Here is a 25,515-nt window from a genome sequence, read left to right as displayed (position 1 = left end):
ATGAATCCCAAGTATCAGAAAGTCCTCTCCGACATTGAGAAGGCTGAAAAGAAGAAGTCCGAAATCGAGGGTCAGCTTAAAGAGCTGTACGACAAGAAGACAGAGCTGGAAAACCTTGAAATCATCAATACCGTGCGCTCTATGGTGATGGGCAAGGATCAGATCATGGCGTTCCTGTCTTCCATGAAGGGCGGCACCAAGCCCGCTGAAAATACGGAGGTAATCGACAATGCGTAAGAAGTTTCGTTTTCTGACCGTCCTTGCGGTCTGCGTCATGGTTCTGTCCTGCTTCTCGGTGACGGCGTTTGCCTACGCCGATGACACCGAGCAGAACCTTCCCGTTACGGAGGCAACCCAGCCGGAACAGCCGCCCGCAGTCACTCCCGCCCCTGAAAAGCCGAAGGGTGAGCCGATTGACGATGAGGGCAACGCCTACACCCGCGACTTGCTCTATGATAAGGCAACCAACAAACAGTTCATCACTGTCCAGACGAAAAGCGGCAACACCTTCTTCATTGTCATCGACTACGATGCACCCATCAATGAGGACGAGGAACAGTATCAGACATACTTCCTCAACATGGTCGATGAAAGCGATCTGCTTGCGCTGCTGGATGATGACACTGCGGCTGCTCTGACCACCTGTAACTGCAAGGAAAAATGCGCTGCCGGTCAGGTCAACACCGACTGCCCGGTCTGCAAGACCAACATGAGCGAATGCACCGGCACAGCCCCCGTGACGCCTGAGCCGGACAAGGATGCGGAAACCGATGCTCCCGCCCCTAACCCCGAAAAGAAATCCAACATCGGCATGATCCTCGTCATCTTCGTTCTTGCCGGTGCTGCGGGTGCAGCCTATTACTACATCAAGTTTGTCAAGGGCAGAAAGCCCAAGGATGAGGATATGGACTTCTTCGACGATGAAGGCTACGAGGAAGAGCCGTACATCAACGAGGATGAAGAGCCGCAGATCGCGGAGGATGCCGAAACGGAAGGTGATGAAGATTGATCTTAGTCATTGCTGAAAAGCCCAGCGTCGCCCAGTCCATCGCAAAGGTGCTGGGCGCGACATCCCGCAAGGACGGCTACATGGAGGGCGGCAATTACATCGTTTCGTGGTGCTTCGGTCATCTGGTGGAGCTGGCAGACGCCAGCTCCTACGATGAGCGGTATGCTAAGTGGCGGTATGACGATCTGCCCATTGTTCCGGAAAGCTGGATGTTTGAGGTCACGAAGGACAAAGCACAGCAGTTCAAGGTGCTGTCCGCTCTCATGAAGGACAAGCGCGTCACCGAGCTGGTCTGCGCAACCGATGCAGGACGCGAGGGTGAGCTGATCTTCCGGCTGGTCTACGACAAAGCCGGATGCACCAAGCCCTTCAAGCGTCTGTGGATCAGCTCGTTGGAGGACTCCGCCATCCGCGAAGGCTTCAATCATCTCCGGGACGGCAAGGACTATGACCGTCTCTATGAAGCGGCACTCAGCCGCTCGAAGGCGGACTGGATTGTCGGCATCAACGGCACCCGCCTTTTCACCACGCTCTATCACAAGAAGCTGGTGGTCGGGCGCGTCCAGACGCCTACTCTTGCAATGCTGGTGGAACGTGACGGGAAAATCTCCACATTCCATAAGGAGAAGTATTTCAACGTCCACGTCGGCAAGGGCGATCTGATCGCTGATCTGGAAAAGGTCAAAACCGAAGAGGAAGCAAAAAAGATTGCGGCGGCTTGCGAGAAAAAGCAAGCCGTCGTTTCTTCTCTCAAGCGGGAGACGAAAACCGTCAATCCTCCGAAGCTCTATGATCTGACCACCTTGCAGCGCGAAGCTAACCGCTACTACGGCTTTACCGCCCAGCAGACGCTCGATCTCGTTCAGACGCTCTACGAAAAAAAGCTCCTGACCTATCCGCGCACGGACAGCCAGTTTATTACGGACGATATGGAGGACACCGCCCGTCAGGTCATTTCCATTGTCTGCCGCCAGCTTCCGCTTTTCTCCGGCGTTTCGGTCACTCCGGACATTTCCCGCGTGACCGACAACAGCAAGGTCACGGATCACCACGCTATTCTTCCGACCATCCAGCTTGAAAAGCAGGATGTTTCGGCGCTTCCTCAGTCGGAGCAGAAAATCCTCAATCTTGTCGGGATGCGCCTTCTGTGTGCGACCGGCGAGAAGCACACCTACGCAGAAACGCAGATCTCGCTCTCCTGCGAGGGCTATGCGTTCAAAGCCAAGGGCAAGACCGTCGTTCAAAACGGATGGAAAGCCGTTGAAGAGCTGTTCAAGGCATCTCTCAAGACGAAGGAAAAGGACGATCCCGTAAAGTCCCTGCCCGAAGTTCATGAAGGCGATATGCTGGATGGTGTGTCCGCCAGTGTCACCGAACACTTTACAACGCCTCCGAAGCAGTACACGGAAGACACGCTCCTGTCTGCGATGGAGACTGCCGGAAACGATCAGTTTGACGATAACACCGAGAAGAAAGGTCTTGGAACACCCGCGACACGCGCCGGTATCATTGAAAAGCTGGTAAAGTCCGGCTTTGCTGAACGCAAGGGCAAATCCCTCATTCCCACAAAGGACGGCTGCAACCTCGTCTGCGTCCTGCCGGAACAGATCACTTCTCCCAAAATGACGGCGGAATGGGAAAACACGCTCATGGAGATTGAACGCGGCAATGCGGATGCGGACGCCTTCCTCAGCGGCATTGTCCGGATGACCGGGGATCTCGTGAAAGCCTACCCGTTTCTCTCCGATGCCGAAGCCCAACGTTTCGGCACGGGTAAGGAGGAAATCGGCAAATGTCCTCGTTGTGGATCTCCGGTCTATGTCGGCAAGGGCAATTTCTACTGCTCGAACAAGGAATGCTCCTTCTGCCTGTGGGAAGACAACAAGTTCTTTTCCAGCAAGAAAAAGAAGCTGACCAAGAAGATTGCAAAGGAGCTGCTGGACAAGGGCTGGTGCCGCGTGACTGGGCTTTACACGCCGAAGAAGCCTCAGCTCTACGATGCGGTGATCCGTCTGGATGACAGCGGCGGCAAATACGTCAGCTTCAAGATGGAGTTTGACCGATGAACCGTCCGAATTATGTTGCCTCTTGCAGCGGAGGCAAAGACAGCGTGGCGACGCTCCTGCTGGCTGCACAGCACAATGAGCCGCTGGACGAGGCGGTTTTCAGTGAGGTCATGTTCGACAAAGACACAAGCGGCGAAGTCCCGGAACACCGGGACTTCATTTATGACCGGCTCAAGCCCTTCTGCGAAAAGGAGCTGGGCATCAAGTTCACCATTCTCCACGCGGACAAGACCTACGATGACGTATTTCATCACGTCATCACCCGCGGACCGCACAAGGGCGAGGTTCGCGGCTTTGCATGGGCTGGTATGTGTGCAGTCAATCGTGACTGCAAAATCCCGCCAGTCCGCAAGTACAATGCCGCGCTTTCTCCGAACACCGTGAGCTATGTCGGCATCGCAAAGGATGAACCCAAACGCCTTGCACGTCTGGACGGTGTGAAGAAGGTCAGTCTGCTTGCCAAGTACGGCATGACAGAGGCGGACGCCTACAAGCTCTGTCAGGAACATGGGCTGCTTTCCCCAATCTACACTCACTGCCGGAGAAACGGTTGCTGGTTTTGCCCCAACGCCAGTGACTCGGAGCTGCTGCACATGGTCACAAAGCACCCGGATATGTTTGACCGGCTGATTGAATGGGAGAACGAGGATAACATCTTCCATCGTCGGATGACACGCAGAGAAACCCCGTCTGCGGTAAAGGCTCGTTTATTGAGCAAATCCCAGATGGGGTTTTCTTCGCCCAAAAGCAAATAAGAAATGGAGGTTTGAGATGGCTGAAAACAAAAATGCACAGCAAGTCCGCGAAATCACGGACAAGCTGGAACAGGGCATCAAGGAGCTGTTTGAATCCGAGCGGTTCAAGGAATATCTCCGCACGATGTCCAAGTTCTACAACTATTCCTTCAACAACACGCTGCTTATTGCGATGCAGAAGCCGGAGGCAACCTATGTTGCCGGTTATACCTCGTGGCAGCGCAACTTTGACCGTCAGGTCATGAAGGGCGAAAAGGGCATCAAGATTCTTGCACCCGCGCCGTACAAGGCGCAGGAAGAGCGTGAGAAGATTGATCCTTTGACGCAGAAGCCCGTGATCGGCGCAGATGGGAAGGCTGTCACAGAAACAGTTGAGGTTCTGCGTCCTGCCTTCAAGGTGGTGAGCGTCTTTGATGTTTCCCAGACGGACGGCAAGGAGCTTCCGGACATTATCGTCGATGAGCTGAAAGGCACGGTTGAAAACTATGAGGCGTTCTTCGATGCGCTCAAGCAGGAGTCTCCCGTCCCTATTTTCTTTGAGGACATTCCGGGCGGTGCAAAGGGATTCTTCTCGCCGGTTGAAAGCCGCATTGCCATTCAGGAGGGCATGAGCGAAATCCAGACGGTCAAAACCGCCATTCACGAGATCGCTCATGCCAAGCTCCACGCCGTCAAGCCGGATGAGAAAGCCACGCCAGAAGATAAGAAGGATCGGCACACCAAGGAGGTTGAAGCGGAAAGCGTTGCCTACACCGTCTGCCAACGGTACGGCATTGAAACCTCGGACTACTCCTTCGGTTACATCGCCGGTTGGTCATCCGGCAAGGAAACCAAGGAACTGAAAAGCTCTCTGGACACTATCCGCAAGACGGCGGCTGAGATGATCGAGGGCATTGACGCCAAGCTCAAGGTGCTGCTGGCAGAGAAAGCACAGTCCGCAGAGATGGAAGTCGAAGCTCCCGTAAAGGAAGCTGTTCCGGAGGAAAAGCCGGAAGTCCCCATTTACCGCGAGACGGCGAATTATGCCTATGAAACCGGTGAGCTGGAGTCATATCGTGCTTCTCTCGCTGCAAACGTGGAATGCCGCCGTGCGATTGAGGCGGCAATCAGTTCTAACTACGGAGACAACCGGCTGGATGCGGATGCTGCCGTAAAAAGCGTCCTTGAGCAGTTCTCTCCGGAGCGCGTCCGGTATGTCCTCGCAAACACCATTCAGCAGAAAGACTTTGACGGGCGCATTCCGCAGCCCCTCAAGGAGTGGGCGAAGAGCGTTGATGTCTGCCCGGAGAACGCCTCCCGCTTCCTTGTGGATAAACCCAATCCCGGACTGACCGCACTTTTCGTAGATGCGTTCCGTCAGCAGACCGAACCCCAGAAGGAAGTCATGCCTGAAAAAACAGAGGAAAGTGACCCGGAGGTTGTTGCATGGGAGAACGATGAGATCACCTCGATTGAGGTAAAAACCGTGGAGGTCAAGTCTCCCTTTGCTCCCTTGCCGGAGGAAGCAGCGAAAGCACCGAAGGCGCACCGCCTGACCGCCGAAGAGAAAGAGATCAAAGCCGCCGTCATGGATACGCTCAAGGGGCAGATTGCCTATAACAACGACGGAATGCGGGCTTCCTATCGCGCCTCTAACCACTCCTTCAACCTGCTGGCACGGAACGGCGTCATAATTGAGGGCAACACGGTCACGCAGAACGGTGAGCCGCTGTTCAAAATCCATCGCCGTCATGCGGCACGGAAAACGCAGGGCTGTTATCGTGAACTGATGCCGACGCTGGAATACATCAAACAGGAGCAGAAGCAGGAAAAGCCCTCTATCCGCGATCAGCTCAAAGCTGCCGCAAAACAGCAGCCGGAGAAGAAATCCCCGGTCAAATCCAAAACACACGACATGGAGTTGTGAGAAAGGAGACGCATGAAGAAATACACAGACGTTGACATCATCGCGGAGCTGCAGAAGCTCGTGGACAGTCATGTAGACAGCTACAAGGAAGACTTCGACATCGACAAGCGCATCATCCGCCGCGCCGCCGAAAGCCAGAATCCCGAAGACAAGACGCTGATGTGGTTCTGCCGCCCGCACGGAACGCACTGCCTCAACGAAAATCAGGTCTTCATTCAGGGAACGCGGGATCACAACACCTTCCGTTTCTATGCGGAACAGACCTACGACGAGTGCGTTGCCCGCGTCATTGTCCCGAAAACCGTCAAGCGCGGCAAGGTGTTCGGAGATGTCTTTGAGATCAACTACCGGGAACAGGCGGCAAATGTGGCGCAGAACTCGGTTGCGCCGGATCATGACCGGCTGACCTTTGCAGACGGCTTTGTACTGGAAGCCCCCTGCCGCAGCAGCTTCGATGAGGCAATGGCTTTGGTCGGTGAGCATGGCGGTGTACAAGCCCACCGGACGCTCCCGAAGGATGCTGAGGCTCTGGTGGAAGTGCTGTCCAAGCAGAAAAGCCGCCGTGACAGACTGCCGGATGCAGAAAGGACAGAGGCGCTTTCGCCTCTGCCCGTTGCAGAACTTCGGAAGTACGAAGCGGTCAAAAAGGCGCATCCGGACGCGCTGGTTTGCTTTGCCCAGAACGGCTATTTTGAGCTGTACGGCAAGGACGCGGAAAAAGCTGCACCCTTGCTCGGCACAAAACTCCTTGAAAAGAAGGTACGCGGCAAGCCCTCCATGCCGGTAACTGGCTTCCGTGAAGCTGCATGGGTAGCCGGTTCTCACAAGCTCTGGAAGTCCGGCGTGAATGTCTTTCTCAGCAAGGACGGCGAGACCTTCAAGGAACTCAAAGCCGCAGATTACATTCCTGTCGGCGCGACGCTGAATGTGGACGGGATCAAGTGCAAAATTGACACGGTTGATTTTGCCGCTGATGAAGTCCGGCTGACCAACATCGAGGACAAGAACCGCCCCATCCGCTTTTCTGAGAGCATCCAGTATGTCCGCTCCTATGTGGAAGATGCCGGAACAGCCATCTACGACACCATCCCGAAGAAGCCCGCTGCCCGTGAATCCATCCGTGACAAACTGAAATCCGCACAGAAGGCACAGCCGCCTCACACACCGAAGCCGCAGAAATTGAAAGGAAAGGATATGGAACTCTGATATGAAAAACTTTACCGTGGAAGAAATCAACCTGATGTGTTGCTTCAACACATCCAGCCGGAAGCGGCTGATTGGCGATATGAAGAGCGTCACCCTGAACGACATGGACGGCGAGATCGCAGAGCTGATGTATAAGACCGTCCGGAAGCTCGAAGCCATGACCGACGCGGAGTTTGAGGAACTGTATATCATGCCGGACGGCATGGTGGATGACTGAAAGGAGGATGCCTATGCCCGTATTAGACGGTAATTTTGAAGCCTTCGTCACAAACCTCGGCAAGTACAACGAGGGTATGCTGGTCGGTGAGTGGGTGAAGCTGCCCACAACCGAGGAAGAGATGCAGAAGGTCTTTGAGCGCATTGGGATCGGCAAGCAGGACGAGTTCGGTCAGCCCTATGAAGAGTGGTTTATCACCGACTACGAATGCCCGATCTACGGCGTTCAGAAGATGCTTGGTGAGTACGAGAGTCTTGATAAGCTCAACTACCTCGCCGCTTTGATTGACGAGCTTTCCCTGAGCGATCAGGAAAAGCTCATTGCCATTATGGAGGCTGGCTGCGATGAGGTCAGCGACATCGACGATCTCATCAACCTGACGTTCAATCTGGACTGCTACGACATCATGCCCGGTATCAACGACGAATCCGATCTCGGCTATTATTACGCACACGAAGCTGGTATTTACTCCGAAAATGATCTCGGTCCTCTGGCAAATTACATCGACTATGAACGCTATGGGCGCGACATTGCGATGGATGAGCAGGGGCGATTCACCGATGAGGGCTATGTCCGTGTCGCAAGCGAACGCTGGGATAGGCAGTTTAACGGGGAGCTTGATGACATTCCCGACGAATACCGGATCACCGGCTCAGGGGAAGCCGCCGAGCGTGACAGCACCATTGCCGTTCTCATCGTTGAGCCGGGTAAGGAGCCTTATGTGAAGGAGATTGACTCCGGTCTGGAGTCCTTGCAGCATGAGGTCGGCGGCTGCATCGAGGCGATTTATCCCTACGAAGACCCGGTTGCCTTAGTCTGTAATGAGGAAGGCAAGCTGGAAGGTCTGCCCCTGAACCGCGCTCTGCGTGATGAGGACGGTGACATCTACGACGTTGTTGCCGGAACATTCATGGTAGTCGGCTTGACGGATGACAGCTTCGGCTCTCTGACCGTAGAGCAGATGAAGAAGTTCTCCGACCTCTTCAAAGTTCCGGAGCAGTTTGTTAAGTTGGGCGATAAGATTGTTGCGATCCCCATGATCTCGAAGGAGCAGCAGAAGCAGGAAGTTACCGAGCGGAAGGACTTTGAGATGAATGCCGATAGCTCCGGTCTGACGGTTGCCGGTCACATCGGGACGTGGCACACCATTGACCGGCACGAGGTCGGCGGTCACAGCTTTTACCTGATGGAGCATGACGCCTACGGCGATGAGGCGGCTTGCATCATTGTCGATGAGCGCGGCAAGCTCGTCCTTGATGATGTCTACAACGGCTTCGACGATGACACGCTCCGCCTTCTCGACCTTGAGGTCAAGGAAGTGCCGGAAATGCCCGATCCTGCGCTCTCCGTTCAGGATATGAAGGACTACGGCTACGCATGGGCTGGCGTCCTGCCCGCCGGTCAGGACGCGGCTGAAAAGGCGATGAAGAAGGGCTGCGAGGTTTACCGTCTCTATTCGGATAACACCGAGGGCTTGTGCGTGGATGCAAAGGAGATTGCCGACCATGCGGCAAAGGGCGGAATGCTCGGTATCAGCAAGGAAAGCTGGATGGCGGCTCTTGAGAAGGAAAACTATCTCAAGGCAGCGGAGATGTCGATGGAGGATGACTACGGCATGATTGACGGGATCATCAACAACGGTCCGAAGGAGGACAAGACCCTTGATGCCAAAGTCCCCGAAAGGGGCGAGAAGTCCTCCATCATGGACAGGCTCAAGTCTGCAAAGGCTGAAAAGCAGAAGGAATGCTGCCCTCCCAAAAAGCACAAAGGAGAGATTGAGTTGTGAGCAGAAGTCAGAAATGGAGGCAGGAGTGGTCGTTCTTCATAGGAGATAGCGGACGCCGGAAGTATAACCGCTTCTGCGTCCGCTGCGTCCATAGCTGCAAGCAGAGCTTCCGTGCGGATCTCATCGCCTGTCCGCACTTCTCCCGCAAGGCATCGCGGTGTAGACAGTTAGGGGTCGAAAAAGCCTGTGATTGCAAGCCTCAGAGCGACGAGGAATGACCGCCCAGTGTGATTATATTCCCCGCACAGTTCCAGCAATAGAGCGAGAATAAGGGTCGATTTCGGCACTTGTTTGAATGCCCGGAAAACAAACCAAGAGCCTCTGTCGATGCCCGTTTTGGGTGTCGGCAGAGGCTCTTTTTTTATGACATATTCAAAATAGCGGACAGCAGCTCTTGAACCTGTTGCCGGTATTCCGGCTTTATATCCGAAATACGTCTGGCAAGCGCAAGGGCTTCCGCTTCTGGCTCATCGGTCCCAAAGATAATTCGGTCCGCGCTGACGCCCAGCAAACGGCAAAGACGCTGCAAGGCTTCAAGAGAAATACCGGAAGCACCACGCTCAATAGCGCTCAGGTGATTCGGCGTCATGCCAAGCATTTCTGAGAGCGTGTCCTGCGTATAGCCCGCCTGTTCTCTTGCCACTTGAATATTGCCGCCGATTTCAATATTGATGTCCTTCTTCTCTCGCATAGCCTCACCACCTTTGCATTTAGTGTACCTAACGGCGGTGTCATTATCCACGGTACGCCGTCGTTGATTTTACTAACGACAATGCGTTGACTGTCCGTGATGAGGGTGATAGAATGGAGTTACCTACCAAAAGAGTGAAAGAAGGGGTGTCATGTCGCGCATTATTGAGTTTAGAAAGTCTGCTCAAAAAGCTGAAAAGCAATCCGTTCAAGGCAAGACTTGTGCGTTTACCGGTCATAGACCGCAGAGTCTTCCGTTCGGCTTTGATGAATCCGATAAGCGTTGTACTTCTTTGAAATCTGTTATGCGGGATCAGATTGTAGCACTCATCGAGAACGAGGGCGTCACGCATTTTATTACCGGCATGGCTCTTGGCGTCGATATGTACGCTGCGGAAATTGTACTCGATTTGAAATCAAAATACCCTCACATTACTCTGGAAAGTGCAATCCCTTGTGAGACACAAGCGATCAAATGGTCTGTGGCTTCACGGGAACGGTATTATAATATCGCGGCAAAGTGTGACAAGGAGACCATGCTGCAACGGGAGTACACGTCGGACTGCATGGACAAGAGAAATCGGTACATGGTCGATCACGCCGATTATATTCTCGCAGTATGGAATGGATGCCCCAGCGGTACCGGGAACACCGTGAGATATGCCCACAAAAAGGGCAAATCTATCATCGTTATCAATCCGGTTTCCCTTGATGTCACGCGGGAATAAGGCAAAAAACCCACTCCTGAATCAAGCGTTGCGAAAACCGTGAAGTATTTCCCGATAGCGAATACACATTGCATTACTCAGTGATTATTGGAAACGTGTACGGCGTATGCTGCCCAGTGAACATCTCCACGGAACACATCGAATTTTCACGGCTTCGTAAAACGGAAAGTGTCACCTTATGAACAGTCCTTTGCCGAGAGAAAAATAAATCGCTGGAAACGGGAACGCCCCCGGCACTGTGCGTCTGGCACAGTGCCGGGGGCGTTTTTCCGTGTCTTAGTTATGAGCCAGTTCATTTAGGAGCAACTTTCGATAGCCCACATCCAAGACGCAGCGATGGAAGTCCATCAGACGGTGTTCGTCGAACAGCTTTTCACAGAGCTTGGTCAGCGGATGATTCATCAGCTTTGCAGAAATGCCAGTCTCGTTGAAAAACCTTGCCCATGTGAAGACCTCTTCTAAATCCTCCTGCCCAAGCGTGGCAGGAATGATGGCGTTGCAGAGACGGACAATGGGGCTGTCCGCAAATCGCTCTGCGACTTCCTCCGGTGTGCATTCATAGCGGTCACAGTCAAAGGAAAGCGCATCCTCAATTTTAAGATAATTTTCGGTTTCATCCCGCGTCAAGGTTATGGTGTAGTCTCCCATACCGGACGGCACATCAATATTCTCCATGACATCAAGCTCGTAACGGGAGCCGCCGATGATCGCCTCAAAGGAGAAGGACTGACAGATTACTGCTGGGTTCTTGTCTATCTTGTCCTCATTCAGAAAGGACAGCGGATTGTACTCTGTTAGTTCCCAGTCGATTTTTCCTCTCTCTGTTTGTTCGGCGATCTGCTGGATCAGATGTTGTTCTTCTTCGTGCAGATTTTCATTGTACACCATGATACACCTCCGTTTTCTGATTGTCGTTTTTTTGGGGGGCTGCTCTATGTTTCCGAAGAGACTGCCGTTTGTATCATCATTCCTTGGCTGATGGCAGCCCTTCGTAAAACTTCCTCAGTTCCTCCAAACTGCTTGTCCGATTTTTGATAGGCAGGGAGTCCCATGTAATGTCATGATAGCGTTCAGTCGGCTCATCCCGCAGTCTTCGGTCGATGATGCAGACAATGCCGGTGTCTGTGAAATTACGGATCAATCGCCCGATGCCCTGCTTGAGCTTGATAATCATTTCGGGAACACGAACATCCATCAGGGCATCCTTAGCAACGGAACACTTATACTCGATAATTGGATCGGGGACAGGAAACGGAAGCCGGAAAATGATGACATTGGAAAGGCTTTTTCCTTCAATGCTGATACCTTCCCAATATGCACCCGTCCCCAGAAGCACGGAGTTCGTATCTTCCTTAAACTCATTCAGCACCTTGTCCTGCGACGATCCCGGCTGCTGCATCAAGATTTTGTACGGAAGATTTTTCTCACTGAGAATGGAGTAGACCTCTTCCATGTCGGTCTTTGCCGTAAACAGCACGAGTGCCTTTCCGTTGGAAATGCTCAGGATCTCAAGCAGTCGCTCCACACCCTTTTCAATGAAGGCTTCATGTTCTCTGGTCGGGTGCGGGAGATCGTCGCAATAGTAGATCATGGCGTGTTCATCGTATGGATATGGGGAAGGCTTTGGCTCGGATAAGCAGCCGCGGTCACCAGCGGGAAAGCCGGTATTGCTGATAAAGTAAGAATACTGTTCTTCCAGAGACCCGCTCGTGGCGTTCGTCAGCGTGGCAGAGGTCAAGATGGTTCTTTCATCACCATTGAAGTATAGGCGGCTCACAATTTCTTTTGTGTTTTTAGGGCAATAGACGAGTTCCGTGTTGCTGCCGTGCTGCTCAATCCAGATCAGCATATCGTCTATCTGGTCAAGAAGCTCTGAAAGGGACTCGCTGACGGCATCCAGATCATCAGAGGCAGCAAAGGAACGGTTGTTTCTGAAATCCATGCTGGAATAAATCTGAATGCTGGACGAAAGGTTGTGTATGGCGGCGTTCATCTCGGTAAGCAGTTCAATCGCACTGCCATTGTTGTCGAAGAAAAAGCGGTCAGCGTAGCGCATATCCTGTTCTGCCTCGTTGATCTGCTTTTGGACTTGTGCTTTCAGGCAGTTATAGAAGGCGATGATTGCGCTATCTGCCTCTCGCTTTTCACCTGACACACTGCTCTGGTCAAAGGATCGCAGCTCATAGAATGCGTTCTTAATCATTCCAAAGAGCATACCTTCCCCGAAACGCTCCGTTGTGGCACTCCGCACCTTATCATCCAAGTTGTGTGCTTCATCCACGACAAGCAGATCAGCGGCGGCGTTAATCAGCCCGTCCTGACCGCGCCGGAGTTTCATGAGATGCTGGGTTAGAAAATCCTGATTGCACAGTACCACTCCATCCGTAAACTTCAATGCTGCGCGGACTTTGTAATACTTGCACTTCTTTTCACAGGAGCCGCAATTCTTCATGCTGAACCGCTGCACGTTTATCTTGTCCCAGACGCCTTGCGGCAAAACCTCCGGAAAATCCTTGCGTTCCTCATACCCTTGCTTGATTCCGTCTTTAAGCGCGTCCGGTGGGTCTGCTTTCGGGTCACACATATATTCGTCTGCGCGTTTGTTGCAGAGATAATGGGTCTGTCCTTTAGCGAGGATGACATCTCTGTTCAGCCCAAGAAGGGGCATTACCGTGTGGACATCGCGCCAGAGCTGTTCTTGAAGTGCAATGGTCGAGGTTGCGATGATAACCGGCTTGTTCATGCGTTTGCTGTACAGCAGCACCGGCACAAGATAACCGAAGGACTTGCCAATGCCCACGCCAGCTTCAATCGCAAAGTGCTGATCGTTTATGAGGGCGTCCACAATCTCAAAGGACATATCCTGCTGCCCCTCACGCATTTCCAATCCATGCTGCGGGGCTTCATCCCAAAAGAAGGTGCTGACTTGCTCACTCATGGAGTACAGCTCTGCTTTTCTGCGCTTTTTCCGTTCCTCCGATGTATTGAATCCAAAATAGAATCTGTTGTCCATCCACATTCCTCCCGGAATAGAAACCAAGGCTATCCGCGTTTCAGTTCAATGCTGACGTTTCCGTTCTCGTCGATGGTCAGCGTCATGTGCCTGATGTGCTTCTCATAGAACTGCCGCCGCTCTGCGGGAGACATTTCGATCCTCGTGTTTCGCAGAGCTGCATCAAACATATCGTTGACATTCAGGTGAACGGAGTTGTCAATCCAGCGGTACATCTCCTTGAACAGTGCGTTTTTCTTGATGTCCTCGCTGTTGCCGGAGTAGAAGTCATCCAGATAGCAGTAGAATATCCCGGATTCTGCAAGTGCCGCCTTCATATCCGGTCCACATTTTTCCCGCTCAATCATGACAAGAAATCTGGCGTCCGGTAAGGAAGAGATCAGCCCCCAGTAGTCGGAATCGCTTGAGACAATGACGAAGGAATCCACTTGCTTCTGGTAGTGTTCCTGACAGGCTCTTGCGGTGAGCTTGATGTCTACCAGTGATTTGTTCTGCTTAATCCGCTCAATCATGATATGTTCAACGGGGATGCGGGTGTAGTTTTCAAGAATCCGCCATGCCGTAGCGGTATGTACGTCGTCAAAGAGAATGATCGCCGTAATCTTCTGCATGACCTCATAATCAAGGATTTTGAGCGTGGCGCACAGCTTGTACGGGTCGGAGTTTTCGCAGTCCACTACCAATACGGTCTTCTCACTGTCATCTATGAAGTCGTAGATATTGTTTTTTACAAAAGCCCCTGCATCGGAGACTTTACTGTATTCCGTGAAGGCGTCGCAATGCCATTGATAAAGCAGGGTGGCAAACTTCTTGTCATTATAGAGGACATTACCCTCGTCCATCGGTACCCAGTTGATATACATTTGATAGGGGTAGTAGGAGAGACTTGCGTAATAGATGTCCGCAGCATCTTTCGTTCCGTCCTCTGTCAAACCGTTTGGCATGATGAACAGTTCTTTTATGTACGCCCAGTTAATCCAGATTGGAAAGAGGCTTTTACAGTTGTTAATGCGGTCTGAAATCAGCCGGTTGATCTCGATAATGTGGTGGCAGAGCTTTGTACTCGACTTTTTAATAAAGCTGATTCCGTCATTTGAAAGCTGCTGCATACTGGACATTGGAAGGATCTCAGGCATCGAAAGAAGCCCACGGTATTCCATCCGCATGATGTCATTTATTTTCCGGTAATTGCGCTCAATGGCGGTGCGGATAATACATAGATTACGAATGATGCGGGCATTTTTATCCTGCTCAAGCCGGTTGTATATCTCTATCTTCGGCGGCTCGTGTTCATTTTGAAAAATACGGAGTGGGACGCCGATCAGATATGCTACCTTTGACACAAGCTCATAGGTGCTGTCTTTATAAGCAATCTGCTCTCCGGCATATTCGACGCCATTCAACATGACTGAATTGCCCATGATCTACTCCTTTCTCGTAGGGGAGTTACGCGGTCATTACATTGTCCGTCCACATCTCACACTGGCTCATGACAGTCTGGACAGCATCATCCATACCCTCTGGCGGATATTTGTGTTTTTTCAGCAACCTTTTGACCAAGCGGCGCATTCCAGCTCTTGCGCTCTCTTTCTTTTGCCAGTCTATTGTCTGGTTTTTGCGAAGCAAATCTGTCAGTTCTTTCGTGATAGCAATAAGCTCGTCATGCTCGTAAAAGTCCTTGATTGCTTGCGGCTTCGTGAGAGCATCATAGAAAGCAAGTTCGTCCGCTGTCAATCCGAGTTTTTCACCCTCGGCGGCAGCAGCGGCAATGTCTTTCGCCAGCTTGAGTAATTCTTGAATGACTTCCTCGTTGGTCAGCATTCCGTTCAAATAGCGGTTCATTGCGCTCTGAATGATTTCGGAGAACTTCTCGGATTTGACAATGTTTGTACGACGATAAACAGATACTTGTTCAGCAATCAGCTTTTTCAGAAGTTCGACTGCCAGATTCTTCTCCTTCATGTTTGCCACTTCTTCAAGGAACTTCGGATCGAACAACGAAAACTCAGTCTGGACATCGGAGAAGAGGTTGATAACACCTTCGCTCTTGATGCTGTGCTTCAAAAGCTCGTTAATGCGCTCATTTACTTCCGGAAGCGTAAACTTCTTTCCGGTACCGCCTGAAACCAAGCGCACGGTCATTGTTCTTACGGACTCGAAGAAAGCCGCCTCCATGCGAGTTTGCTCGTCTACCAAGCTGCTGCACAGCGAAAGTGCCTGCTTGAGAAGCAGAGCTTCTTTGATAAACACATTCTGTGTCTTCTCATTGTCGGGAAGATCGTACTCTGCAACACTCTTGCCGAGCATGAAGTTCACGCCGCCGCTGATAAGCTTTGCACGGTCGAGGTCGCTTCCGGTCATGAATTTCTCATAACTGAATCCGTGGAACAAATCTCTGCAAATAGAGAGCTTTTCAAGGAACTTCGGATATGCAGCCTTGCTTACATCTGTATCACCATAGTTCTTCTTGTCTCTGGCAGTATAGTCGTTCATTGCCTGTTTCAGTGCAGCCGCAATACCGACGTAATCGACAACCAAACCGCCTTCTTTATCTTTGAAGACACGATTGACGCGGGCGATAGCTTGCATCAGGTTGTGTCCAGCCATCGGCTTATAGACATACATCGTAGCAAGGGAGGGAACATCAAAGCCGGTCAGCCACATATCCACGACGATGGCGATTTTCAGCGGAGAGTTGTTGTCTTTGAATTTCCGCGCCATATCGTCCTTATGAGCTTTGTTGCCGATAATCTCACGCCATTCTTCGGGATCGTTATTGCCTTGCGTCATGACCACTGCAATCTTTTCCGTCCACGCTGGGCGTAGCTCAAGAATGCGCTTATAAATCTTCATTGCTATGGGACGCGAATAAGCAACGATCATCGCCTTGCCGGTCAGGATATTCTCACGGTAATTCTCGTAATGATCAAGAATGTCATTTACCAAGGAATTGATCGTCTGGTCGGCACCGAGGATTGCTTCCATCTGACCAAGTTCCTTTTTGCTCTTTTCAATGACATACGGATCGGCGTTGTCAGCCATAATGTCATACTCATTATCGATCAGATGGAGGGTGTTCTCGTCGAGTTTCAGGTGAATAACGCGGCTTTCGTAGTAGACGGGTCTGGTCGCGCCATCTTCAACTGCCTGAGTCATATCATAGATGTCGATGTAATCACCGAAGACCTCTCGTGTACTGCGGTCTTTTGTGGAGATCGGTGTTCCGGTGAATCCAATGTAGGTCGCATTAGGAAGCGTGTCTCTTATAATGCGGGCAGTGCCGATAACGGTTTTCGCCTCGACTTCGCCGTTGTCCTTCTGCTTGACCACAACCTTCTCATTGAGACCATATTGCCCACGATGCGCTTCATCAGCCATCACGATAATGTTCCGGCGTTCCGAAAGAGCTTCGTTGCTTTCCTCAAACTTCTGCATGGTCGTGAAGATTATGCCGTTTGCCTGCCTGTTTGCAAGAAGCTCTTTCAGATTTTTACGGCTTTCGGCGTGTTGCGGCGTTTGACGGAGAAAGTCTTTGCAGCGGGCGAATTGCCCGTAAAGCTGGTCATCCAGATCGTTGCGGTCGGTAATGACAACGATAGTGGGGCTTTCTAACGCATCTTGCAGATAATGAGCATAGAAGACCATAGACAACGATTTTCCGCTGCCCTGTGTATGCCAGAAGACGCCGCCCTTACCGTCCGTCACGGTTGCGTGTTTTGTAGACTCAATCGCCTTTTTGACTGCAAAATACTGATGATACCCGGCGAGTATCTTGAAAGTATTCTGTCCATCCACATTAAAGCAGATAAAGTTCTTCACGATGTCAAGGAAGCGGGTCTTCTCAAACAGACCTACAAAGAATGTGTCAAATGATGCGTGTTGCGTATTCTCGTAGCTGCCGTCAGTTGTTTTCCATTCCATAAAGCGGTCTTCGCCGGAAGTGATTGTGCCAGCCTTTGAAGTGGTCAAATCGCTCATGACACATACCGCATTATAAATGAACATAGAGGGGATCTCATACATATAGTTCCGGAGCTGACGGTATGCTGCGGAAGCGTCGGTTTCTTCGCGGGACGGAGACTTCAACTCCACAATGACGAGCGGGAGACCATTGACAAAGAGGATCACATCCGGTCTTTTTTCGGAGTTTTCAATGAAAGTCCACTGGTTCGCAACCGTGAACTCGTTATTGGCAGGATTTTTGAAGTCTACAAGGTAGACAAGAGTAGAGCGTTCTTCGCCCTTGTCATAGTATTTTACCGAGACTCCGTTTTGGAGGTAGTCCATAAAGACCATGTTCTTCTGCAAGAGCGTTCCGGTTTCAAAGTTTTTGAGCTTGTAGATCGCCTCCGTCAGAGCATCCATAGGCAGGTTCTTGTTGATCCGCTGCAAGGAAGGTAGCAGAACATCCTCATAAAGCGGCGAGTGATAATCGCGCTCCACGTCCGGTCCATAGATATAGTTATAGCCCAGTTCTTCATTGAGAAGCTGCAAGACAGCGTTCTCGTAATTTGATTCTGTAAAATATCCTGCCATAGTTTGTCACTCCCTTTTACGCCAGACTCGCCCCGAACTGATCCAGCGTGTTTTCTGCATCTCTGTCGGTGACAGGCTTATTCATTGCCTTCTCAATCAAGCTGAGAAGGTTCTTCGCTCTGTCAATGAAATAGCCATTAAAGTCATTTGCCTTCAATTTTGCGTAGTCAACAAAGTGCGATTCTACCCGTGCTTGCAGTTCATCCTCGGTCAGTCCATCAACCTTCTTTAGAATTGCCCCCAGATACTCACTCGGCGCATTTCCTCCAATCGAGCGGTTAGTTGCTGGAAGAATCGGCGTCTTGTTAATAATAGAATTATATCGTTCGCGCTTGATACCCATTTTCTCGCAATATGCCTCTGGGAAGATATGGTGAATGTCCGGAGACTCAAGCATACTGTTCACAATGTCAATCGTCGTGTTGTTCATAAAATCACGGCATTTCTCTTTGTAGAGAAGAGCCATAATTCCCTTATATGCCGCACTCAAACGGGTTTGAAGGGTCAGCAGCCGCGTAGAAGAAAAGACTGCGCTGTTGATCGTGTGCATCGCATTTGGACGTCCGTTAACCTCTTCAACCATGTCCTCAATGTCGTAGGCATACCGGGTTTCATTAGCCCCACCGTACATCTCACCCAGAATCCCGCACCAATACCACCGAGAGAGCGTTTTAATTGTGTTTGGTTCATTGCATTTGGATTTTCCGAGAACAGCACAGATTGCCGCAAGTGGAATCAACTGCGTTGTATAGGGCAAATCTCTTTGACGGAAAACGCACTGATCCCGAAGAAGAAACTCCTTTGCTATTTTGAACCCAGACAGCACTACATCCCGGTTCGCTATGTACGATTCATAAGGAAGTCCCAGAACATCCTTCTTTTTGCAGGAGATTGTGTTTGTCTTTCCAGATTGCTTGTTCAAATAGCTTGTATAGAGGCATACAGTTGTCAGGAATGTAGTCTCATCAATCCCATCGAACAGGTCTGTTCTCAGTGTGTCACCGAAGCCACAAATGGCATTTCGACACTGCACCCAGTCTTTTCTCAGGTCAAAGTCTCTTGTGGCATAAGTTGCGGTAACAAGCTCAAACACCGTGAGAGGAACACCGCCGGTATTGACGTTCTCAAACACCTTGCATACCGCCTCTCGCGGCGTGGACTTGTCCAGCGTAATCACGGGCAGCTTATACCCGGAAATTGTATTCAGCACATCCGCCTGAAAACGCTTGAACTCGTCCATTGCTTCCGGCTTCATTCCATAGTGCGTCATGTAGCCCATGAACCAGTCCATAACGGCGTTGCTATCGAACACAATATTGACCGGAAACAGCTTGTTCTCGTATTCATACTCTCTGGTGGAGAGATCGAGCTTCACATCACGGTCAAAGTTTTCTTTGATCTTACGGTCTTCCGGAATAGACAAGACTGCATCAAAACGATCCTCATCATCGTCGAGGCACTTCTCCATTGAGAGATAGTAATAACGCTTAATAGCCTTGCCTTTTTCTGTTTTGGTCGAGACCGGCTCTTTAGAGGATGTTGCCTGATAGATGGAAGTAAGTCGCTGCTGTCCATCAAGAATCAAATGCTCCGGCTTTACTGAGACGCCTTTTACGCCCGTAATTGTACGGTATTTGAATTGAATGTCCGGATTACCGTATTGTAGCCGCATAATGGCACCCATAGGGTAGCCTTGCGACAAACTGGCGATAATTCCTCTAATTCGGTTATCATCCCAAGTCCAGTCGCGCTGAAACTCCGGCAACTGCATTGAGCCGGACTTAACCTCCGCTAAAAGCTGACTTAGGTTTGTATCAAGAGATTGTGGTGAAATAATCACGTCTGTGCCTCCTTCATTGAGTTTTACTGATCGGACGAGCCCAGTCTGCTTTCCAAATCTGAAATATCGCTGCGGATGGAAGAGATGTCCGACTCAATATCGTCAACCCGCTCGGATAAAGAAGCCTGCTGACTTTGAATGTACTCCATTTGTGAGTATAGACCTCGCACTGCCAGAATCAATTCTACCATCAGCCCCTTATCATCGAGGGAGAGAAGACGGTCTTTTTCGGCCTGTATCTTTTCCGCCTCCTGTTGAAGCCGCTCTTTCTCACGAACTGCTTCTGCTGCGGCTTTCTCAAGACGAACCCGTTCCTTTTCAAGACGCTTTTTCTGGCGCTCGTCTTTGCTTTTTTTCAAGCTCTCCTGAACTCTATCAAACATGGTACAACCTCCAAATCAGGTAAACGATAATTTAGCGGCTTAGAGCAGGACGGAAGAGACATCGATCTCGCCGGACATCAGCTTTGGAAGAATGGTATCTCGTAAATTGGCTAAATCTGTGTTCTCGACACAATTATTATGAATCATGCCAAGGATAGACGCGCCGACAGCATTGAATGCTGTTAATGACTCGTTATCCGGTATAGAAACGGAAAGAGGCTCAAGCAACGATACATAGAGGTTCTTTTGAACACTTCCCACAGCCATATCAGGAAACTCTCGCTGCTTGCTTTTGAGAAAGCAGTATATGAAAGCAAGCATATTTGTGTCATGAGGTGCAATGTTGATGACAGCCCTATTGCCACACATATAGTCTGCGATGATACCGAGCCTTCCGATTGTGCCTGATTTGCTTATTGCTATTGTATTTGGTTCGAAAAGCAATGCGCTCTTCTTAGCACTTTCAAATCCTGCTTTGGTCAATGTCCTACTTGTTTCTATTATGAAGGATTCGTTGATGTCAACGGCACGAAGCCATTTTACTTCTCCATCAAAATACTCTGGATGAGTTTGTGGCGGATTGACATAGCCTTCTTGAAAATCACAGAGATTGGAAAGAGTGTACTCTTTCAAGCAAGGAGATGCCGTTGCCATGTTCTCATATAGTGAGAACAACTGCTGCTGTAAATTATCGTTTATCTCTTCGTTTAATGCTATTTTCCTATCAAGCATCCTTAGCGTAGAACCTATCTTCTTCTGTGTTTCCAGCTCTGGAAGGTCGAGTTCAATATCCTCTATGTCAGATGGTTTGATGGAAGGATAGGTTGATGTACTTTGCTCTGCTATTGCTTGAAGAGACTCAATGACCGAAGACTGCGTGAGATAATAATAAATAAAATAAGGATCCGCAATAGTGGTATCAACAGTCACAACGGTGAATCCTGTGGATACGAGAAGATTCTCGGTTCCTGCTTCAATAATTCCATAATGCTTCTGATTTGGACGAACAGTAGAGAAAAGGATGTCTCCAACAGAAGCCTTCCGTCTCGCCCTGCTGGGGATTTTGTCCACGCCGGGATATAAGGTCTGGATTTCATCTATCCTTCCTTCGGTAATGCTACCTGTGTCCAGATAACGAATCAAAGACCATTTTTCTTTATCTGAGTAAGTATGAAGATTAGTTTTACAACAATCACCAAGTCTCATCTTTTTACTCCTATCCAATATATTTTCTATGTGCCAGCTTCACATTCTGTTGTTTCACCATTGCATAGTGCATGGTGGTGTCGATTTTCTGATGCCCTAAGAGCTGCTGGACTTGCTCTATGGGCATTCCTTTGTCTATGGCAGTAGTAGCCAGTGTCCGCCTGAACTTGTGAGGGTGAACCTTCGGGATATTCAGACGCTTTCCCAGCTCCCGAAGACGTGTCTCCACACCGCCGATCATCAGCCGGTCAAACGGGGCTTTTAGCGAAACGAACAATGCGGGATTTTCATCTGTTCTGCCCTCAAGATAGTTTTGAAGGTGGATCTTCGTCCTTGCATCGAAGTAGACCAGTCGTTCTTTATTGCCTTTGCCGACAACAACGCATTCGCGTTCGTTGAAGTTGATGTCTTCGCGGTTTAGCGTGACCAGCTCACCAACACGCATTCCAGAGGAAGACAGAAGATCAATCATCGCCAAGTCTCGTGCCGTTTTGCAGTTGTCACGCATCAGCTCTAATGCTTCATCGGTGTAGGTGTCCTTGACCACCTTTGCAGTCTTGACTTTATGAATCCGGCGTACCGGACTTTTCACAATGAAATCCTCATCTTCAAGCCATGAGAAGAAGCTGGACAGGATCCGGCGGATGTTGTCTATGGTCACTTTGCTCGACCTTCGCTGAATTTGATAGCTTGTCAGATAGCGGCGCAAATCATCTGTGGTGATCTGTTGTACAGCCTTTCCGACTCCGGCAATCAGAGCCTCAATCGTCTTCCGGTAGTAGCTCAGGGTTTTCTCCGAACAGCCTTCGATCCGCTTTGCCGTGATAAATGCTTCGACTGCATCCGTCTCTTCTGCTGCTGGAATTGCGCTGCCATCATAGGTGATCGTTGCCCCTTCCAATGTCTCAGCCATTGCATCCCGAAGGTGCATGAGCTGTTCGTTGTTGAGATACGGCAGCATTTTTCGCTGTATCTCCGTGATAAGTTGTTCTGTCATTGTCGTGTCTCCTTTCGAGGTAAGAGAACGACATTCAGTGGCAGTCCCTTTTGTAAAACTCTCGCCACTGGTGAGAGTTATTCAGACGGTAAACGATAATTTAGAGCAGCAAGCGCAAGCAATATATCATGAGCGTTTTGAGACTGTTTCGCCTAATGATTTGCCTTCCGACTGGCGTATTGTAACTCTTGGAGAGGTTGCGACGATCTCAAATAAGAGTTTCAACCCACTGAAAGAGCCTGAGATACTGCTTGAGCATTATAGCATTCCAGCTTTTGATGAGGCGAGGTTTCCGGTCTTTGAGCTATCCACATCCATCAAGAGCAATAAATTCATCATTGATGCCTCGTGCTTCATGATCTCAAAACTCAACCCAACAACGAAGCGTGTTTGGAAGCCGTATTGTCTGACCGGGAATGCAGTATGCTCTACGGAGTTCATCGTCTATAAAGCAAAGGATCAATCTATTACGGATTTCCTGTACTCAGTCATAGACAGCGGCTCCTTTTCCGACTTTATGTGTAGTCATGTTACTGGCTCAACGGGCAGTAGACAAAGAACAACACCGTCGGACACGCTCTCTTATGAGTTAATTCTTCCTTCGGAGGACGAGCTGGCAGAGTTTCAGTCTCTCGTTTCACCGATGTACGCTCAAATGCGGATTAACGCCATTGAAAACGACAAGCTCAAACGACTTCGGGATAGTCTTTTACCCAAGCTGATGTCCGGCGAGATTGATGTCTCTTCTGTTCATCTCTAAGCCGCTAAATTATCGTTTATCTTCTTATTGACAGCAATCCGATCATCAATGCTTCTTAGCAACTTGCCAATACGAAGTTGAGTCTCGTAATTGAAGCACGGAACCTTGTATTGCATAATCGCGGTTTTATCGCCTCTTGGCATCTTTGTCCCTTTGGACGTAGCAGAAGCATAGTTGAAAAACGCATCATTAGCTAAGATGTAGTACAAAAAAGTCGAATCACACCCGCGATCTGCTCTGAAAACGAGAACATCATTTGAACACCCACCATCGTCATCCGCCATCCAGATTTTCTTGAAATAGGGGCGGATATTGGAAACTAATATATCGTCTTTTATATACTGCTGGGTATATTGGGCAGAAGGTAAAGCTCCTGCATCGACAATACCTCCCTTGTTTGGCATCATATTCTCAGTGGAAACATAGTTTCGTTTAGACAGAGTATCAACCGAAACTTTTCCTTTAGCGTAGGAACACAGAGAGCTAAGTTCAGATGTCATATCCAATCGCCCCCAGTCGTTCTTTGATCTGTGCCTCAAGCTCATGAGACTTGGTGAAAAGTTCAGACAGTTCAGAAGTCAGACGTCCCATTTTCTCTTCAAACGGCTCACCGTCATCTTCCTGTTCCTCAATGCCAACATAGCGTCCCGGAGTAAGAATGTAATCCTGCTTTGCAATGTCCTGCGTAGTAACAACCGCGCAGAACCCTTTTTCATCTTCAAGCGTTCCATCAACGAAGGCATTGTATGTGTCAGCAATTTTCTTGATGTCTTCATCCGTCAGTTCGCGCAGCTTCCGCGTGACCATAGTACCGAGCTTCCGTGCATCGATGAATAGCGTCTTGCCTTTCTGTTTCTTGTTCTTTGCAAGGAACCAGAGCGATACCGGAATCTGCGTTGTGTAGAAGAGCTGCGTCGGCATTGCGACGATACAGTCCACAAGGTCAGCGTTGATAATGTTTTTGCGAATTTCGCCTTCACCGCCAGACTGCGAGGAAAGCGAACCATTTGCAAGCACCATACCGATACGCCCATTCGGGGCGAGATGCCAGATCATGTGCTGCAACCACGCGAAGTTTGCATTTCCAGCAGGAGGCGTACCATACTGCCAACGGACATCATCAACGAGTTTATCCGCACCCCAGCCGGAGAGATTGAAGGGAGGATTCGCCATAATGAAGTCTGCCTTGAGTTGAGGGTGGCAGTCGTTAAAGAACGTGTCCGCATTAAACTTGCCGAGGTCGGCTTCAATACCGCGAATGGCAAGATTCATCTGCGCCATCTTCCATGTGGTCGGGTTGGAGTCCTGACCAAAAACGGAAATCTTGTTGATGTTGCCGCCGTGATTTTCGATGAACTTTGCGGACTGAACGAACATACCGCCAGAGCCGCAGCACGGGTCATAAACACGTCCATTAAACGGCTGCAATACTTCAACAAGGGTACGCACGACACAAGAGGGAGTATAGAACTCACCGGCAAGTTTGCCTTCCTGTTCAGCAAACTTGGAGAGACAGTATTCGTATGTACGACCGAGAATGTCCTTGCTGCTCCCATGCTCGATCATCTGAATGTTGGTGAAGAGATCAACCACTTCACCAAGACGCCGCTTGTCCAGCTCCGGACGGGCGAAGTTCTTAGGCAGAATATCTTTGAGGCGCTTGTTTTCTTTCTCAATACTGCGCATTGCATCATCAATTACCGTGCCAATTTCCGGCGTGTGAGCGGCAGCAGCAATCGCACTCCATCGTGCATTCTCAGGGACAAAGAATATGTTTTCGGCAGTGTATTCGTCCTGATCCTCTTCAAATCCATCGCCTTCTTCAACCAGTTCCTTGTACTTTGCCTCGAAGCGATCAGAAATGTATTTCAAGAAAATCAATCCGAGAACGACGGACTTGTATTCGGATGCGTCGATGTTTCCGCGCAGGACGCAAGCCGCGTCCCAGATTTGTTTTTCAAAGCCGATATTGCTTGTGTTATTCTCAGCCATTTCAGCAACCTCCAAAGTTATAGTTTCACACTTACTATTCTACAAAAAGAGCTGTACGAAAAACCGGACTCAGTTCTTGTCCGTTCGCACAGCCTCACATATATCTCCGATGTCACAGTTCAAGTAATCACAAATGCGCAGCAAAATAGAGAGGGACACTTCTTCCCCCTTATTCAGTTTTGTCCATGTCCCGGCAGACAGCCCCACTTCATGTCGTAGAGAAGCCTTCTTTATGTCGCGTTCCAGAAGAAGCATCCATAGTTTCTTATAGCTTATGCGCACGGCAACCATCCTTTCGCTTGCTTGCATTCAACACCGCTTATAATATTATACTGGATTTCATTCTCAAAAGCAATCCGTTGATGCAGAAATTAAAGAAAAAGTTTCAACTTCTCGAACCTTCTCTCAAGGATGCAGGGCATCTC

The 25,515-nt window shown here is 50.0% G+C and carries 22 protein-coding genes; 10 read left to right on the top strand and 12 right to left on the bottom strand.

Annotated features, from left to right (window positions below):
• Genes E0E29_RS15650 through E0E29_RS15615 form a run of 8 tightly spaced genes read left to right on the top strand, consistent with a single transcriptional unit; the run spans nt 1 to nt 8,945 of the window.
• Nucleotides 1-237 carry a DUF4315 family protein gene (locus E0E29_RS15650; protein WP_058966966.1) on the top strand — a complete coding sequence of 79 codons (237 nt, stop codon included), beginning with the start codon at nt 1-3 and terminating at the stop codon, nt 235-237.
• Nucleotides 230-1,009 (top strand): DUF4366 domain-containing protein, encoded by a 780-nt coding sequence (locus E0E29_RS15645; RefSeq protein ID WP_058966967.1) that lies wholly within the window; start codon nt 230-232, stop codon nt 1,007-1,009. Before E0E29_RS15650 ends, E0E29_RS15645 begins: the two co-directional genes overlap by 8 nt.
• Nucleotides 1,006-3,075 (top strand): DNA topoisomerase 3, encoded by a 2,070-nt coding sequence (locus tag E0E29_RS15640; RefSeq protein WP_058966968.1) that lies wholly within the window; start codon nt 1,006-1,008, stop codon nt 3,073-3,075. Before E0E29_RS15645 ends, E0E29_RS15640 begins: the two co-directional genes overlap by 4 nt.
• Entirely contained in the window at nt 3,072-3,830 is a 759-nt protein-coding gene (locus tag E0E29_RS15635) for an adenine nucleotide alpha hydrolase family protein (protein WP_058966969.1), read from the top strand. Before E0E29_RS15640 ends, E0E29_RS15635 begins: the two co-directional genes overlap by 4 nt.
• Nucleotides 3,831-3,846: 16 nt before the next feature.
• Nucleotides 3,847-5,736, top strand: a complete 1,890-nt coding sequence (locus E0E29_RS15630; protein ID WP_058966970.1) for a DUF3849 domain-containing protein — start codon at nt 3,847-3,849, stop codon at nt 5,734-5,736.
• 12 nt (nt 5,737-5,748) lie between these two features.
• On the top strand, nt 5,749-6,942 hold the full coding sequence (locus tag E0E29_RS15625; RefSeq protein ID WP_058966971.1) for a MutS N-terminal domain-containing protein: 1,194 nt from the start codon (nt 5,749-5,751) through the stop codon (nt 6,940-6,942).
• 1 nt (nt 6,943) lies between these two features.
• Nucleotides 6,944-7,159, top strand: coding sequence for a transposon-transfer assisting family protein (locus E0E29_RS15620; protein ID WP_058966972.1), 216 nt, complete (start codon nt 6,944-6,946; stop codon nt 7,157-7,159).
• Between the two features lie 13 nt (nt 7,160-7,172).
• Nucleotides 7,173-8,945 carry an antirestriction protein ArdA gene (locus E0E29_RS15615; protein WP_242622525.1) on the top strand — a complete coding sequence of 591 codons (1,773 nt, stop codon included), beginning with the start codon at nt 7,173-7,175 and terminating at the stop codon, nt 8,943-8,945.
• A gap of 361 nt (nt 8,946-9,306) precedes the next feature.
• Here the strand turns inward: E0E29_RS15615 and E0E29_RS15605 are convergent, their stop codons facing one another.
• A complete protein-coding gene (locus E0E29_RS15605; RefSeq protein ID WP_006573527.1) occupies nt 9,307-9,636 on the bottom strand; it encodes a helix-turn-helix domain-containing protein in 330 nt (109 codons plus the stop codon).
• A 151-nt stretch (nt 9,637-9,787) separates the two neighbouring features.
• On the opposite strand from E0E29_RS15605, the gene E0E29_RS15600 reads away from it, so the two are divergent.
• Nucleotides 9,788-10,363, top strand: a complete 576-nt coding sequence (locus E0E29_RS15600) for an SLOG family protein (protein ID WP_008982971.1) — start codon at nt 9,788-9,790, stop codon at nt 10,361-10,363.
• Nucleotides 10,364-10,639: 276 nt separating this feature from the next.
• Here the strand turns inward: E0E29_RS15600 and E0E29_RS15595 are convergent, their stop codons facing one another.
• From E0E29_RS15595 to xerA, 8 genes are all read right to left on the bottom strand, one after another.
• Nucleotides 10,640-11,251 (bottom strand): hypothetical protein, encoded by a 612-nt coding sequence (locus tag E0E29_RS15595; RefSeq protein WP_058966978.1) that lies wholly within the window; start codon nt 11,249-11,251, stop codon nt 10,640-10,642.
• A 76-nt stretch (nt 11,252-11,327) separates the two neighbouring features.
• Nucleotides 11,328-13,376, bottom strand: coding sequence for an ATP-dependent DNA helicase (locus E0E29_RS15590; protein ID WP_058966979.1), 2,049 nt, complete (start codon nt 13,374-13,376; stop codon nt 11,328-11,330).
• Nucleotides 13,377-13,405: 29 nt separating this feature from the next.
• Nucleotides 13,406-14,797, bottom strand: coding sequence for an NYN domain-containing protein (locus E0E29_RS15585; protein ID WP_058966981.1), 1,392 nt, complete (start codon nt 14,795-14,797; stop codon nt 13,406-13,408).
• Between the two features lie 25 nt (nt 14,798-14,822).
• Nucleotides 14,823-17,912 carry a type I restriction endonuclease subunit R gene (locus E0E29_RS15580; protein WP_058966983.1) on the bottom strand — a complete coding sequence of 1,030 codons (3,090 nt, stop codon included), beginning with the start codon at nt 17,910-17,912 and terminating at the stop codon, nt 14,823-14,825.
• 16 nt (nt 17,913-17,928) lie between these two features.
• A complete protein-coding gene (locus E0E29_RS15575; protein ID WP_242622524.1) occupies nt 17,929-19,752 on the bottom strand; it encodes a GmrSD restriction endonuclease domain-containing protein in 1,824 nt (607 codons plus the stop codon).
• A gap of 23 nt (nt 19,753-19,775) precedes the next feature.
• Nucleotides 19,776-20,135, bottom strand: a complete 360-nt coding sequence (locus tag E0E29_RS15570) for a hypothetical protein (protein ID WP_058966985.1) — start codon at nt 20,133-20,135, stop codon at nt 19,776-19,778.
• A gap of 39 nt (nt 20,136-20,174) precedes the next feature.
• Nucleotides 20,175-21,341 (bottom strand): restriction endonuclease subunit S, encoded by a 1,167-nt coding sequence (locus E0E29_RS15565; protein ID WP_130850602.1) that lies wholly within the window; start codon nt 21,339-21,341, stop codon nt 20,175-20,177.
• A gap of 10 nt (nt 21,342-21,351) precedes the next feature.
• A complete protein-coding gene (gene xerA / locus E0E29_RS15560) occupies nt 21,352-22,338 on the bottom strand; it encodes a site-specific tyrosine recombinase/integron integrase (RefSeq protein ID WP_058966992.1) in 987 nt (328 codons plus the stop codon).
• A gap of 37 nt (nt 22,339-22,375) precedes the next feature.
• Here xerA and E0E29_RS15555 point away from each other — a divergent pair, with 37 nt between their 5' ends.
• Nucleotides 22,376-23,098 carry a restriction endonuclease subunit S domain-containing protein gene (locus tag E0E29_RS15555; RefSeq protein WP_130850601.1) on the top strand — a complete coding sequence of 241 codons (723 nt, stop codon included), beginning with the start codon at nt 22,376-22,378 and terminating at the stop codon, nt 23,096-23,098.
• On the opposite strand, the gene E0E29_RS15550 is transcribed toward E0E29_RS15555, so the two are convergent.
• The 3 genes from E0E29_RS15550 to E0E29_RS15540 all read right to left on the bottom strand — a co-directional run bounded on the left by E0E29_RS15550 (nt 23,095) and on the right by E0E29_RS15540 (nt 25,399).
• On the bottom strand, nt 23,095-23,598 hold the full coding sequence (locus tag E0E29_RS15550; RefSeq protein ID WP_008816156.1) for a restriction endonuclease subunit S: 504 nt from the start codon (nt 23,596-23,598) through the stop codon (nt 23,095-23,097). The genes E0E29_RS15555 and E0E29_RS15550 overlap by 4 nt on opposite strands.
• On the bottom strand, nt 23,588-25,090 hold the full coding sequence (locus E0E29_RS15545; protein WP_008816155.1) for a class I SAM-dependent DNA methyltransferase: 1,503 nt from the start codon (nt 25,088-25,090) through the stop codon (nt 23,588-23,590). Before E0E29_RS15545 ends, E0E29_RS15550 begins: the two co-directional genes overlap by 11 nt.
• 69 nt (nt 25,091-25,159) lie before the next feature.
• Complete coding sequence (locus E0E29_RS15540) at nt 25,160-25,399, bottom strand: helix-turn-helix domain-containing protein (RefSeq protein WP_006573514.1); 240 nt, start codon at nt 25,397-25,399, stop codon at nt 25,160-25,162.
• Nucleotides 25,400-25,515 lie beyond the last annotated feature (116 nt).

Source organism: Intestinimonas timonensis (genome assembly GCF_900626145.1).
Classification (GTDB): domain Bacteria; phylum Bacillota; class Clostridia; order Oscillospirales; family Oscillospiraceae; genus Intestinimonas; species Intestinimonas aquisgranensis.
This window is presented reverse-complemented; position numbering and strand designations above follow the sequence as displayed.